This window comes from Streptomyces sp. NPDC043861 (assembly GCF_056435905.1).
This window is the reverse complement of sequence record NZ_JBWKDP010000008.1, coordinates 220216-233802: the sequence shown is the minus strand read 5'-3', so window position 1 is coordinate 233802 and position 13587 is coordinate 220216. Positions and strand designations below refer to the sequence as shown.

At 70.4% G+C, this 13587-nt stretch carries 10 protein-coding genes; 9 read left to right on the top strand and 1 reads right to left on the bottom strand.

Annotation, left to right across the window (positions count from 1 at the left end):
- The first annotated feature begins 29 nt into the window (after positions 1–29).
- From AC068D_RS20455 to AC068D_RS20430, 6 genes are all read left to right on the top strand, one after another.
- On the top strand, positions 30–1646 hold the full coding sequence (locus AC068D_RS20455) for a carboxyl transferase domain-containing protein (protein WP_478824415.1): 1617 nt from the start codon (positions 30–32) through the stop codon (positions 1644–1646).
- 29 nt (positions 1647–1675) lie between these two features.
- A complete protein-coding gene (locus AC068D_RS20450; RefSeq protein ID WP_478824414.1) occupies positions 1676–3733 on the top strand; it encodes an acetyl/propionyl/methylcrotonyl-CoA carboxylase subunit alpha in 2058 nt (685 codons plus the stop codon).
- Positions 3730–4671 carry a hydroxymethylglutaryl-CoA lyase gene (locus tag AC068D_RS20445; RefSeq protein WP_478824413.1) on the top strand — a complete coding sequence of 314 codons (942 nt, stop codon included), beginning with the start codon at positions 3730–3732 and terminating at the stop codon, positions 4669–4671. Before AC068D_RS20450 ends, AC068D_RS20445 begins: the two co-directional genes overlap by 4 nt.
- A gap of 2 nt (positions 4672–4673) precedes the next feature.
- Complete coding sequence (locus tag AC068D_RS20440) at positions 4674–5840, top strand: acyl-CoA dehydrogenase family protein (RefSeq protein WP_478824412.1); 1167 nt, start codon at positions 4674–4676, stop codon at positions 5838–5840.
- Positions 5841–6533: 693 nt separating this feature from the next.
- Positions 6534–7574 (top strand): ABC transporter substrate-binding protein, encoded by a 1041-nt coding sequence (locus tag AC068D_RS20435; protein ID WP_478824411.1) that lies wholly within the window; start codon positions 6534–6536, stop codon positions 7572–7574.
- Positions 7575–7576: 2 nt separating this feature from the next.
- Complete coding sequence (locus AC068D_RS20430) at positions 7577–8458, top strand: siderophore-interacting protein (RefSeq protein ID WP_478824410.1); 882 nt, start codon at positions 7577–7579, stop codon at positions 8456–8458.
- A 141-nt stretch (positions 8459–8599) separates the two neighbouring features.
- Here AC068D_RS20430 and AC068D_RS20425 read toward each other — a convergent pair whose 3' ends face one another.
- Positions 8600–10216 (bottom strand): beta-N-acetylhexosaminidase, encoded by a 1617-nt coding sequence (locus tag AC068D_RS20425; RefSeq protein WP_478824409.1) that lies wholly within the window; start codon positions 10214–10216, stop codon positions 8600–8602.
- A gap of 195 nt (positions 10217–10411) precedes the next feature.
- Here AC068D_RS20425 and AC068D_RS20420 point away from each other — a divergent pair, with 195 nt between their 5' ends.
- From AC068D_RS20420 to glmS, 3 genes are all read left to right on the top strand, one after another.
- Positions 10412–11272, top strand: a complete 861-nt coding sequence (locus AC068D_RS20420; RefSeq protein WP_478824408.1) for a DUF4429 domain-containing protein — start codon at positions 10412–10414, stop codon at positions 11270–11272.
- 101 nt (positions 11273–11373) lie between these two features.
- Positions 11374–11652 (top strand): hypothetical protein, encoded by a 279-nt coding sequence (locus AC068D_RS20415; protein WP_478824407.1) that lies wholly within the window; start codon positions 11374–11376, stop codon positions 11650–11652.
- A gap of 58 nt (positions 11653–11710) precedes the next feature.
- Positions 11711–13528, top strand: coding sequence for a glutamine--fructose-6-phosphate transaminase (isomerizing) (gene glmS / locus AC068D_RS20410; RefSeq protein WP_478824406.1), 1818 nt, complete (start codon positions 11711–11713; stop codon positions 13526–13528).
- The last annotated feature ends 59 nt before the right edge of the window (positions 13529–13587 follow it).

Below are 13587 nucleotides of genomic sequence, written 5' to 3'. Positions count from 1 at the left end.
CATTCGATCGGGCAAGGGGGCTCGACACGATGCTGCAGGCACCTGTGCTGGCGAGCGCGGCAGACCCCGCCTCCGAGGCCTGGCAGGCCAACGAGGCGGCGCACCGCGAGCTGGCCGACACGCTGCGCGCGAAGCTGGCCGCAGCCCGGCTGGGCGGCGGTGAGAAGGCCCGCGCCCGGCACACCGCGCGCGGGAAGCTGCTTCCGCGTGACCGTGTGGACACACTTCTGGACCCGGGCTCGCCCTTCCTGGAGCTGGCGCCGCTCGCGGCGGACGGGATGTACGAGGGCCAGGCCCCGGCCGCCGGGGTGATCGCCGGGATCGGCCGGGTCAGCGGCCGCGAGGTGGTGATCGTGGCCAACGACGCCACGGTCAAGGGCGGCACGTACTACCCGATGACGGTGAAGAAGCACCTCCGGGCCCAGGAAGTGGCTCTGGAGAACCGTCTGCCGTGCGTCTATCTGGTCGACTCCGGCGGCGCCTTCCTGCCCATGCAGGACGAGGTCTTCCCGGACCGTGAGCACTTCGGCCGGATCTTCTACAACCAGGCGCGGCTGTCGGGTGCCCGCATTCCCCAGGTCGCCGCCGTGCTGGGCTCCTGCACGGCGGGCGGGGCGTACGTCCCGGCGATGAGCGACGAGGCCGTGATCGTCCGGAACCAGGGGACGATCTTCCTCGGCGGTCCGCCCCTGGTGAAGGCCGCGACGGGTGAAGTCGTCACGGCGGAGGAGCTCGGCGGCGGCGAGGTCCACTCCCGGGTCTCCGGTGTCACCGACCATCTGGCCGAGGACGACGCCCACGCCCTGCGGATCGTGCGGAACATCGTCGCGACGCTGCCGGAGCGCGGTCCGCTCCCCTGGTCTGTGGAGCCCGCCGAGGAGCCGAAGGTCGACCCCTTCGGGCTGTACGGAGCGGTGCCGGTGGATTCGCGCACTCCCTACGACGTGCGGGAGGTCATCGCCCGCATCACGGACGGCTCGCGCTTCGCCGAGTTCAAGTCGGAGTTCGGGCAGACGCTCGTCACCGGCTTCGCCCGGATCCACGGACACCCGGTCGGCATCGTCGCCAACAACGGGATCCTCTTCTCCGAATCCGCCCAGAAGGGCGCCCACTTCATCGAGCTGTGCGACCAGCGCGGCATCCCGCTGCTCTTCCTGCAGAACATCTCGGGCTTCATGGTCGGCAAGGACTACGAGGCCGGAGGCATCGCCAAGCACGGCGCGAAGATGGTCACGGCGGTGGCCTGCACACGTGTGCCGAAGCTGACAATCGTCGTCGGCGGTTCGTACGGCGCGGGGAACTACTCGATGTGCGGCCGGGCGTACTCACCGCGCTTCCTGTGGATGTGGCCCAACGCCAAGATCTCGGTGATGGGCGGCGAGCAGGCCGCCTCCGTGCTGGCGACCGTCAAGCGGGACCAGATCGAGGGCCGCGGCGATCAATGGCCCGCCGATGAGGAAGAGGCCTTCAAGGCCCCGATCCGCGCACAGTACGAACAGCAGGGCAACGCGTACTACGCGACGGCACGGCTGTGGGACGACGGCGTGATCGACCCCCTGGAGACCCGGCAGGTGCTGGGTCTGGCCCTGACCGCGTGCGCCAACGCCCCGCTGGGTGACCCCGGCTTCGGCGTCTTCCGGATGTGAGGACTGCAGTGACACTCAAGGAACGGGCGATGTTCGACACTGTTCTGGTCGCCAACCGAGGCGAGATCGCGGTCCGCGTCATCCGCACGCTCCGCGCCATGGGAATCCGCTCGGTCGCCGTGTTCAGCGACGCGGACGCGGACGCCCGGCATGTGCAGGAGGCGGACACGGCGGTGCGGCTGGGCCCGCCGCCGGCGGCCGAGAGCTATCTCTGCGTCGAGCGGCTGCTGGACGCGGCCCGGCTCAGCGGGGCGCAGGCGGTCCATCCGGGCTACGGCTTCCTCGCCGAGAACGCGGGATTCGCACGAGCCTGCGAGGAGGCGGGCCTGGTCTTCATCGGACCGTCCGCCGAGGCGATCTCCCTGATGGGTGACAAGATCCGCGCGAAGGAGACCGTGCGGGTGGCCGGAGTGCCGGTCGTGCCGGGCTCTTCGGGATCCGGCCTGACGGACGATCAACTGGCGGATGCCGCCCGGGAGATCGGCATGCCGGTGCTGCTGAAGCCCTCGGCGGGCGGCGGCGGCAAGGGCATGCGGCTCACCCGCGTGGAGTCGGCGCTGCTGGAGGAGATCGCAGCGGCGCGACGTGAGGCGCGAGCCTCGTTCGGCGACGACACGCTGCTCGTGGAGCGCTGGATCGACCGCCCCCGGCACATCGAGATCCAGGTCCTCGCGGACGGGCACGGCAACGTGGTCCACCTCGGCGAGCGCGAGTGCTCGCTGCAGCGCCGCCACCAGAAGATCATCGAAGAGGCGCCGTCCGTCCTGCTGGACGAGGCGACGCGCGCCGCGATGGGCGAGGCGGCGGTCCAGGCGGCCCGCTCCTGCGGATACCGCGGCGCGGGCACCGTCGAGTTCATCGTCCCGGGCAGCGACCCCTCGGCCTACTACTTCATGGAGATGAACACACGTCTCCAGGTCGAGCACCCGGTGACCGAGCTGATCACCGGCCTGGACCTGGTGGAGTGGCAGCTGCGCGTCGCCGCTGGCGAGCAACTGCCGTTCGGCCAGAAGGACATCGGCCTCACCGGCCATGCGATCGAGGCCCGCATCTGTGCCGAGGACCCGTCGCGCGGCTTCCTGCCCTCCGGTGGCACCGTCCTCTCGCTCCAGGAACCCCAGGGCGACGGTGTGCGCACCGACTCGGGCCTCACCCGGGACACCGAGGTGTCGAGCCTCTACGACCCGATGCTGTCGAAGGTCATCGCCCACGGGCCCGACCGCGCGACCGCGCTGCGCAAGCTGCGCGCCGCCCTGGCCGACACGGTGACCCTCGGCGTCCCGACGAACGCGGGCTTTCTGCGCCGCCTGCTGGCCCACCCCGCGGTGGTCTCGGGCGACATGGACACGGGGCTCGTGGAGCGGGAGGCGGACGGCCTGGTACCGGACGGAGTGCCGGACGAGGTGTACGAGGCGGCCGCACTCCTGCGGCAGCCGGCTCCGTCCTCGGGCCACGGCGGCTGGGTCGACCCCTTCTCGGTCGCGAGCGGCTGGCGCCTGGGCGGCGAACCGGCCTCGACCGTCCACCACTTCAGGATCCCGGGCCACGACCCCGTCGAGGTCCGGGTGCGCGGCACGGCTTCGGGGACCGAATGTGCCGTCGGCGGCGCGCCGTGGAAGCCCGTCCGGCGCGTGCGGACGGACACAGGTGCCGCGCTCCCGGCAGAGGGTTCCGCATCGCGCCCGGCCGGCACCGTCGGCATCGACGTCGACGGTGTCACCCACACCTTCGCCCACGCCACCGCCCCCGGAGGGATCTGGCTCGGACGCGACGGCGACTCCTGGCAGGTCCAGGACCACGACCCCGTCCAGGCAGCACTCAGCGGCGCCGGGCGCCAGGGCGCGGACACACTGGCCGCCCCCATGCCCGGCACCGTCACGGTCGTGAAGGTCGCCGTCGGGGACGCGGTCGACGCGGGCCAGAGCCTGCTGGTCGTCGAGGCGATGAAGATGGAGCACGTCATCTCCGCCCCGCACGCCGGCACGGTCACCGAGCTGGACGTCAGGCCGGGCACGACCGTCGCCATGGACCAGGTGCTGGCGGTTGTCACGGCCCATGAGGACGGCGAGAAGGAGGGCGGGAAATGATCGACGGACTGCCGATGGAGGTGCCCGTCGCGGCCCTTCCGCCCCGCGTGCGCATCCATGAAGTGGGGCCGCGCGACGGACTGCAGAACGAGAAGGGTGTCGTCCCGACCGAGGTGAAGGCGGAGTTCATCCATCGCCTCGCCGACGCCGGCCTGACGACCATCGAGGCCACCAGCTTCGTCCACCCCAAGTGGGTGCCCCAGCTCGCGGACGCCGAGGATCTGTTCCCCCGGCTCGTGGGCCTGGAGGGCGTCTCCCTGCCCGTCCTGGTACCGAACGAGCGCGGGCTCGACCGCGCCGTCGCCCTGGGCGCCCGCCGGATCGCGGTGTTCGGTTCCGCGACCGAGACCTTCGCGGCCCGGAATCTCAACCGCACGATCGACGAGTCGCTCTCGATGTTCGAGCCGGTCGTCGCCCGCGCCAAGGCCGACAAGGTCCATGTCCGCGGCTATCTCTCGATGTGCTTCGGTGACCCCTGGGAGGGCAAGGTCCCGGTCCACCAGGTGGTCCGGGTCGCCAAGCGGCTCATGGACCTGGGCTGCGACGAGCTGAGCCTCGGCGACACCATCGGTGTCGCCACGCCCGGTCATGTCCTCACCCTTCTCGCCGGCCTGAACGAGGAGGGCGTGCCCACCAGCGCCATCGGGGTGCACTTCCACGACACCTACGGCCAGGCGCTCGCCAACACGTTCGCCGCCCTGGAGCACGGCGTCACCACGGTGGATGCCTCCGCCGGCGGCCTCGGCGGCTGTCCTTACGCGAAGAGCGCCACCGGAAATCTCGCCACCGAAGACCTCGTGTGGATGCTCCACGGCCTCGGCATCGAGACCGGGGTCGATCTCGGCCGCCTCACCGCCACCAGCGCGTGGATGGCCGGGCAACTGGGCCGTCCCAGCCCTTCCCGCACCGTGCGTGCCCTGTCCCACAAGGAGTCCTAGTCATGTCGCTCGACCACCGTCTCGCACCCGAGCACGAGGAGCTCCGCCGCACCGTCGAGGAGTTCGCCCACGACGTCGTCGCCCCGAAGATCGGTGACTTCTACGAGCGGCACGAGTTCCCTTACGAGATCGTCCGTGAGATGGGCCGTATGGGCCTGTTCGGTCTGCCCTTCCCCGAGGAGTACGGCGGGATGGGCGGCGACTACCTCGCCCTCGGCATCGCCCTGGAGGAGCTCGCCCGCGTCGACTCGTCGGTCGCGATCACGCTGGAGGCAGGTGTCTCGCTGGGCGCCATGCCGGTCTACCGCTTCGGCACCGAGGAGCAGAAGCGCGAGTGGCTGCCCCGGCTGTGCTCCGGTGAGATGCTCGGCGCCTTCGGCCTGACGGAGCCGGACGCCGGTTCCGACGCGGGCGGCACGAAGACCACCGCAGTGCGCGACGAGGCCACCGGCGAGTGGGTGATCAACGGCTCCAAGTGCTTCATCACCAACTCGGGAACGGACATCACGGGCCTGGTCACCGTAACCGCGGTGACCGGCCGCACTCCCGAGGGCAAGCCGCTCATCTCCTCGATCATCGTTCCCTCCGGCACTCCCGGCTTCACCGTCGCCGCCCCCTACTCCAAGGTGGGGTGGAACGCGTCGGACACGCGCGAGCTGTCGTTCTCGGACGTCCGCGTGCCGTTCGCCAATCTGCTGGGCGAAGAGGGCCGCGGGTACGCCCAGTTCCTGCGCATCCTCGACGAGGGCCGGATCGCGATCGCGGCGCTGGCCACCGGCCTCGCCCAGGGCTGTGTGGACGAGTCCGTGAAGTACGCCGGGGAGCGGCACGCCTTCGGCCGTCCGATCGGCGGCAACCAGGCCATTCAGTTCAAGATCGCGGACATGGAGATGCGGGCGCACATGGCCCGTATCGGCTGGCGCGACGCGGCCTCCCGCCTCGTCCTCGGCGAGCCGTTCAAGAAGGAGGCGGCGGTCGCCAAGCTGTACTCCTCCACGGTCGCCGTCGACAACGCCCGTGAGGCCACCCAGATCCACGGCGGCTACGGCTTCATGAACGAGTACCCGGTCGCCCGGATGTGGCGCGACTCCAAGATCCTGGAGATCGGTGAGGGCACCAGTGAGGTCCAGCGCATGCTGATCGCACGGGAACTGGGACTCGGGGGCTGATCGTCCGGCCCGCCCCGGCAGCGGCCGGTCCGGTGTCCCCGGAGCACCATTCGGGGACACCGGACATGGCGACGCAGCCGACATGCCTCGGCACGACCACAGCCACAACCACGCACATCACCCACGGCCACAACCACGGCCTCACCGCCGTGCAACCCCGCCGTGCCACCCTGCCGGGACGCTCCCCCGGTGCGGAGCCGCCCGGGCCGTTCCAGGGACTCGGCCATGCGTCGGGGGATCCTTCGTTCCGACACCGTGTGCCGCCCTGTGCGGGCGCCCGAACGGCGCACCGGGGCAGGCAGGATCATGCCCCGACGCACGGCGGCGCCGATGCCGCGGCCAGGAAGCGCCGGCGGCCCGGCCGGGCGGGCGCGTCTGCCGAATCGCCGGGGCCGGGCTCCCTCTTTCGTCCGAGCCGCCGCGCTGACGGCCGGGGCCGAGCAGACGACCACGGCCGCCGTACCGGCGCAGAGCACCGATCCGCGTGCCATCGGACCGAGCCGGGCAGGGCAGACGAACACCGGCGGGCGTCAGCGGCCTTGGGGGCCTTCATGCAGGCGCTGCCGAGCCGTACGGGCCGTTCGGGCACCGGTACCCGCCTCCTGGGCGATGCTCAGGTTAGGCTAACCTAATGCGAGCTTCCGGCCAGAACCGCACGCACGAAACACGCACGTACGAAAGCAGAACTCAGCCATGCCGAACGCCCGCCTCGTGCCCCCATCACGCCGCGGCATACTGACCGCCGGTGGTGCCCTGGGCCTCGGCGCCCTGCTCACCGCCTGCAGCAACGGCAGTGACAGCGCCGGCTCGTCCGGCGGCGCCGCCTCCGGCCCGTGGGACTTCAAGGACGACCGCGGCCGGACCGTCAAGGCCGGGTCCACCCCGAAGAACATCGTCGCCTTCACCGGCACGGCGGCCGCACTCCACGACTTCGGCATCGAGGTGAAGGGCGTCTTCGGCCCGACGTACGTCACGGACAAGGCGAAGGGCACCAAGGTCCCCGACGTCCAGGCCGGCGACCTCGACATCGAGAAGGTCGAGATCCTCGGCAATGTCTGGGGCGAGTTCAACGTCGAGGCTTACGCCGCGCTCAACCCCGAGGTCCTCATCACCGACATGTGGGTCAAGGACGAGCTCTGGTACGTGCCGGACCAGTCCAAGGACAAGATCCTCAAACTGGCCCCGAGCGTCGCACTGTGGGCCTCGGACCTCACAATGCCGAAGGTGCTCCAGCGCCACGTCGACCTGGCCGAGTCCCTGGGCGCCGACGTGCGGGCCAAGAAAGTCACCGACGCCAAGGCCGCGTTCGAGAAGGCCGCCGCCCGGCTGCGTGCCGCCGCCAAGGCCAAGCCGGAGATCAAGGTGCTCATCGGCTCCGCGAGTGAGCAGCTCTTCTACGCCTCGACTCCGGTCCGCCCGACCGACACGTTGTACTTCAAGGAGCTCGGCGTCAACTTCGTGACTCCCGAAAAGCTCGACGCCGACGGCTTCTTCGAGGGCCTCAGCTGGGAGAACGTCGACAAGTACCAGGCCGACGTCATCATGATGGACAACCGCGCCTCGGCCCTCCAGCCCGACGCCCTGAAGTCCAAGCCCACCTGGGCCCGGCTTCCTGCGGTCAAGGCCGGACAGGTCATCCCGCGCGTGGCCGAGCCGGTCTACTCGTACGAGAAGTGCACACCGATCCTCGAGAACCTGGCGAAGGCCATCGAGAACGCGAAGAAGGTCGTCTGACCATGCCGGCAGCCGCAGCCGCCCCGTTCCGTTTCTTCCCCCTGCAGGTCGTACGGACGCGGCGGCTCGGGCCGTCGCTCATCCGCGTCACCTTCGGCGGGGAGGCCCTCAGGGATTTCGATTCCGGAGGACACGACCAGTCCCTGTCCCTCTTTCTGCCGCACCCCGGGCAACAGGACCCGGTCGTGCCGGTACCGGAGGACGGAGACATGTACGCCGCGCTCGGCGCGTGGCGGGCCCTTCCCGACGACGTGCGGGCCGTGATGCGCTCGTACACCGTGCGGGAGCAGCGCCGCGACGACGGTGAGCACGGCGAGGTCGACATCGACTTCGCCGTGCACGAGGACGGCGGGCCCGCCTGTCGCTGGGCGCAGAAGGCTTCCGCCGGGGACCGGGTGGTCATCCTCGGCCCGGCGGTGTCCGACAACACGGGTGTACGTTTCCGGCTGCCCGACGATGCCGACGAGGTGCTGATCTGGGCCGACGAGACGGCCCTTCCCGCCGCCTCGGCGATTCTGGAGCGGCTGCCCGCCGGTGTCCGGGCACAGGTCTGGCTGGAAGTCCCGCACCCGGAGGACCGGCTGGAGCCGAGGACGGCGGCCGACGCCGTCATCACCTGGCTCGTACGGGCAGAGGGCGCACCCTCGTCCGTCGAGGCCGTGCGCGCCGCGACGCTCGCCGGGTCGGCTCCTTACGCCTGGATTGCGGGCGAGTCGGGTGCGGTGAAGGCACTCCGCCGCCATCTGGTGAACGAGCGTCGGCTCGACCGGCGCCGTGTCACGTTCGTCGGGTACTGGCGTCAGGGCCTCAGCGAGGACGCACTGCGCGAGGCCCCCGAGGAGCCCTCCGACGAGACCTCCGCAGACATGCCGGCCGAAGCCTGAACGACCGTACGCGGCCGCGGTGTCCACGAGGGACACCGCGGCCCTCCGCAGGTGAACGACCTGAGGAACCCCCTCGCGTACATCAGGTGACGGACCGGCGGGCGCCCTGCGGAGGACGGTCCTCCGGGGGGCGCCCGCTTGTCACTCCGCCGGCCAGGGCACCTGCGGAGAGCGGTAGTAGTCGATGCCGAGCGCCGACATCCGCGGCCCCTGCGCGGCGAGCCTCACCCTGTAGGAGTCCCAGTCGTGCGTGGCCGCCGGGGACCAGCCCAGTTCCGCGACTCCCGGGAGCCTGGGGAACGCCATGTACTCGATGTGGTCACTGGTCGACACGGTCTCCGACCAGAGCGGTGCCTCCACGCCGGCGATCGCCGATGCGGGCGCACCGGGCAGATAGGCGCCGGGATCCCAGTCGTACGAGCGCTGCACCTCGACGTAGCCGGCCCAGGCAAGACCCAGCGGGGTGTCCTTGTTGTACTTCATGTCCAGGTAGATCCGGTCGGCGGGCGACAGGATCAGCCTGGTGCCGTTCCGCGCGGCCTTGGCGACCTGCTCCTTCTCGGCGGCGCTGGTTCCGTCGAGTCCCCAGTACTGGGCGACGGCACCCGCGGCCGGGTTCGCCCCGGTCAGCTGGTGCCAACCGACGACCGTCTTGCCGTACTTGGCGACGGCGGCCTGCGCCTTGTCCATGAACGCCACATAGTCGGCGTGGCTGGTGGAATGAGCCTCGTCACCGCCGATGTGGAGGTACCTGCCCGGGGTGAGCGCCGCCAGTTCGCGAACGACGTCGTCCACGAAGTCGTACGTCACGGCCTTCGGCACGCACAGGGAGCTGAAGCCGACGTCCGTGCCCGTGTAGAGCGGCGGGGCGACACCCGTGCAGTTCAGCTCGGCGTAGGAGGCGAGGGCGGCGTTCGTGTGGCCCGGCATGTCGATCTCCGGGACCACCTCCATGTAGCGGGAGGCGGCGTAGGCGATCAGCTCCTTGTACTGGGCCTTGGTGTAGTGGCCGCCAGGACCGCCACCGACCTGGGTGGAGCCTCCGTAGGTGGCGAGCCTCGGCCAGGAGTCGACGGCGATGCGCCAGCCCTGGTCGTCGGAGAGATGCAGATGCAGTTTGTTGATCTTGTAGAGCGCAAGCTGGTCGATGTAGCGCTTGACCTGGCCGACGGTGAAGAAGTGCCGGGAGACGTCGAGCATCGCACCCCGGTGGCCGAAGCGCGGGGAGTCGGTGATGGTTCCGCCGGGGACCTGCCAGGGGCCGCTCTGGCGGCTGCCCTTCTCGACAGCGGCGGGCAGCAGCTGACGGAGCGTCTGGACGCCGTGGAAGAGTCCGGCGGGCCTCCGGGCGGTGATGGTCACGCCGCCCGGGCCGGACTCCAGCCGATAGCCTTCGTCGCCGAGGCCCGGATCGCGCGAACCGAGCGTCAGGCGGATTCCGCCGTGGCCGCCCGCGGAGGTGACCGGCAGCGCATGCCCGGTGGAGGGCCGCAGAAGCCCTGCCAGGTACCCGCCGATACGCCGCGCCTCCCGAGAGTCGCCGTCGACCCTGATGCGGGTCGCGGACGTGAGGGCATAGGGGGCGCCGGAGGGCTTCACGGAGGCGGGCGCGGGGACGACTTCCCCGAGGGGTCTGGGGGCCCCGGCGACGGATGCCGCACCGGTGCCGCCCGGAGCGGCAGCGGTACCGGCGATGCCGGCGGTGGCCACGAGCAGCAGCGAGCCGAGGAGCCGGGGGAGCGTTCTGTGCTGTCTCACAGGCTGGGTCCCTTCCGAGGGGGCGTCACATCTGTGGTGCCGAGCAACCGAACGGTCACCATGCGTACCGTGTGCCTCAGGCGGGGGTCAAGGTGTAGACCACTTCCGCCCGGGCCCGGGGAACCCCGATGGCTCCGGCACCGCGCCGAGTCGCGGAGTCGGGGCCTCCGCACCGCCGGTGCCACAATCACCCCCATGGCGGAAATCATCCAGAAGGACGGCACCTGGACCTTCGACGGGGACACCGTGCGCATCGTGCCCAGCCATGACAAGGGCGTGAGCCCGTTGCGCCGGACCCTCGGCGAACTGGCCGTACCGCTCGGCGCATTGGCGGGGATCTCCTTCTCCTCCGGCAAGAAGTCCGGGCTGCTGAAGCTGCGTCTGCGCGAGGGCGCCGACCCGCTGCTCCAGATCACCCGCGGCCGGCTGGACGACGGTTCGGACCCGTACCGGTTGACCGTGTCGGGCGACCGCGCCGGCGTCGCCGAGTACTTCGTCGACGAGGTGCGCAACGCCCTGCTTCTCGAGGAGGTGGACGAGGGGCCCGTCACCTCGTATCTCCTTCCGGGTCCCGCCCTCCCCATCAGCGTGGGCGCGGGCGACGGCACCGTCACCTTCGACGGGGAGCGGATCCGGCTGGAGTGGAACTGGAAGACGGAGGAGTCCAAGTCCTCCGGCGGTGCCCGCGTCCTGCACGTCGACGACGTCGACGCGGTGGAGTGGCTGCCCGCGGCCGGTCTGGAGAACGGCTATCTGAGGTTCCGGGCGGTCAGGGCCGGCTCCCCGCCCGCCCCGAAGTACGACCCGCACGCCGTGGAGCTGTGGGGCTTCCGCAAGGACCCGCTGATGGCACTGGTCGGGGCCGCGGTCCTCGCACGGATGCCGCACGCGTACGCTCCTCAGGACGTCGCCGCCCTGCCCGCCCCCGCACCGGCTCCCGACGATCACGATGTGCTGCTGCGTAGACTGCGCGAGCTGGGCGAGCTGCACGGGGCCGGGATACTGACGGACGACGAGTTCGCCACGGCCAAGCAGGCCGTACTGAAGCGCATGTAGATGCCACGCAAACTGCCACTGTAAGCATGATCACGCAGGTTCCTGCCCGAAATCGGGCAGGTTTCTTGCGCAAGAGCCCGGATACCCCTCAATATCTACGGGTGCTCGAACGCCGTTCGCCGTCGCATGACGATCTCATCGACCACCTGGTGCGCAGCACCGCGCTCCACCGCGGTGAGGCCTCCCGGGTGGTGCTCGACGTGCTGGCGTTCTTCGACGAGACAACCGAGGAATTCGTCCGCCGCCGCCATCGTGAGCTGCAGTCCGGTGGCGCCGTGAACACGGAGATCTTCGAGCGCATCGCGGCAGAGCTGCCGCACCGCGCCGTGGCGCCACCGGAGCTCTCGCTCCGACAGTTGCGCCGCATCGTCTACGGCTGACAGCAGGGTCGGCAGTCGGCCTGGCACACACCCACGAACCTGGAGGGGCAAAGAGTCTATGTGCGGAATCGTCGGTTACATCGGCAAGCGTGACGTCGCACCGCTGCTGCTGGAGGGTCTGGCACGGCTGGAGTACCGCGGCTACGACTCCGCGGGCATGGTGATCACCAGCCCCAAGAGCGCGGGGCTGAAGATGGTCAAGGCCAAGGGCCGCGTCCGCGACCTGGAGGCCCGGGTCCCCAAGCGCTTCGCCGGAACCACCGGTATCGCACACACCCGCTGGGCCACCCACGGCGCGCCGAGCGACCACAACGCGCACCCGCACCTCGACGCCGAGAACAAGGTCGCCGTGGTCCACAACGGCATCGTCGACAACGCGTCCGAGCTGCGGGTCAGGCTCGAGGCCGACGGCGTCGTCTTCGCCTCCGAGACCGACACCGAGGTGCTCACCCACCTCATCGCCCGCTCCCAGGCCGAGACCCTCGAGGAGAAGGTCCGCGAGGCCCTGCGCCACGTGGAGGGCACGTACGGCATCGCCGTCATGCACGCCGACTTCAACGACCGCATCGTCGTCGCCCGCAACGGCTCCCCTGTCGTCCTCGGCATCGGCGAGAAGGAGATGTTCGTCGCCTCCGACGTCGCCGCGCTGGTGGCCCACACCCGTCAGGTCGTCACCCTGAACGACGGCGAGATGGCCACCCTGAAGGCCGACGACTTCCGCACGTACACGACCGAGGGCTCGCGCACCACCGCCACCCCCGAGACCGTCGAGTGGGAGGCCGCCTCGTACGACATGGGCGGCCACGACACGTACATGCACAAGGAGATCTCCGAGCAGGCCGACGCCGTGGACCGCGTGCTGCGCGGCCGCATCGACGACCGGTTCTCCACCGTGCACCTGGGCGGCCTGAACCTGGACGCCCGCGAGGCGCGCGGCATCCGCCGGGTCAAGATCCTCGGCTGCGGCACCTCGTACCACGCGGGCATGATCGGCGCCGGGCTGATCGAGTCCCTGGCCCGGATCCCCGCGGACTCCGAGCCCGCCTCCGAGTTCCGCTACCGCAACCCGGTCGTGGACCCGGACACCCTCTACATCGCCGTCTCCCAGTCCGGTGAGACCTACGACGTGCTCGCCGCCGTCCAGGAGCTCAAGCGCAAGGGCGCGCGCGTCCTGGGCGTGGTGAACGTGGTCGGCTCCGCGATCGCCCGCGAGACGGACGGCGGCGTCTATGTGCACGCCGGCCCCGAGGTCTGCGTGGTCTCGACGAAGTGCTTCACCAACACCGTGGTCGCCTTCGCACTGCTCGCGCTGCACCTGGGCCGTATCCGCGACCTGTCGGTGGCCGACGGCAAGCGGATCATCGAGGGCCTGCGCAGGCTGCCCGCCCAGATCTCCGAGATCCTCGAGACGGAGGACGAGATCAAGAAGCTGGCGGAGGAGTACGCCGAGGCCAAGTCGATGATGTTCATCGGACGGGTCCGCGGCTACCCGGTGGCGCTCGAGGCCTCCCTGAAGCTCAAGGAGATCTCGTACATCCACGCCGAGGCCTACCCCGCCTCCGAGCTCAAGCACGGCCCCCTGGCGCTCATCGAGCCCGCGCTTCCGACGGTCGCGATCGTCCCGGACGACGAGCTGCTGGAGAAGAACCGCGCCGCGCTCGAGGAGATCAAGGCCCGTAGCGGCAAGATCCTCGCGGTCGCGCACCAGGAGCAGGAGAAGGCCGACCACACGGTGATCGTGCCGAAGAACGAGGACGAGCTCGACCCGATCCTCATGGGCATCCCGCTCCAGCTCCTCGCCTACCACACGGCCCTGGCCCTCGGCCGGGACATCGACAAGCCGCGCAACCTCGCGAAGTCGGTGACGGTGGAGTAGCCCCCGGCACACCACGGCGATCCCCCCTGCGTACGCCACCGGTACGCAGGGGGGATCGC

Excerpts from the sequence above, each read along its gene's own strand:
- AC068D_RS20455 (WP_478824415.1), top strand. The coding sequence starts at position 30 with ATGCTGCAGGCACCTGTGCTGGCGAGCGCGGCAGACCCCGCCTCCGAG.
- AC068D_RS20450 (WP_478824414.1), top strand. The coding sequence starts at position 1,676 with ATGTTCGACACTGTTCTGGTCGCCAACCGAGGCGAGATCGCGGTCCGC.
- AC068D_RS20445 (WP_478824413.1), top strand. The coding sequence starts at position 3,730 with ATGATCGACGGACTGCCGATGGAGGTGCCCGTCGCGGCCCTTCCGCCC.
- AC068D_RS20440 (WP_478824412.1), top strand. The coding sequence starts at position 4,674 with ATGTCGCTCGACCACCGTCTCGCACCCGAGCACGAGGAGCTCCGCCGC.
- AC068D_RS20435 (WP_478824411.1), top strand. The coding sequence starts at position 6,534 with ATGCCGAACGCCCGCCTCGTGCCCCCATCACGCCGCGGCATACTGACC.
- AC068D_RS20430 (WP_478824410.1), top strand. The coding sequence starts at position 7,577 with ATGCCGGCAGCCGCAGCCGCCCCGTTCCGTTTCTTCCCCCTGCAGGTC.
- AC068D_RS20420 (WP_478824408.1), top strand. The coding sequence starts at position 10,412 with ATGGCGGAAATCATCCAGAAGGACGGCACCTGGACCTTCGACGGGGAC.
- glmS (WP_478824406.1), top strand. The coding sequence starts at position 11,711 with ATGTGCGGAATCGTCGGTTACATCGGCAAGCGTGACGTCGCACCGCTG.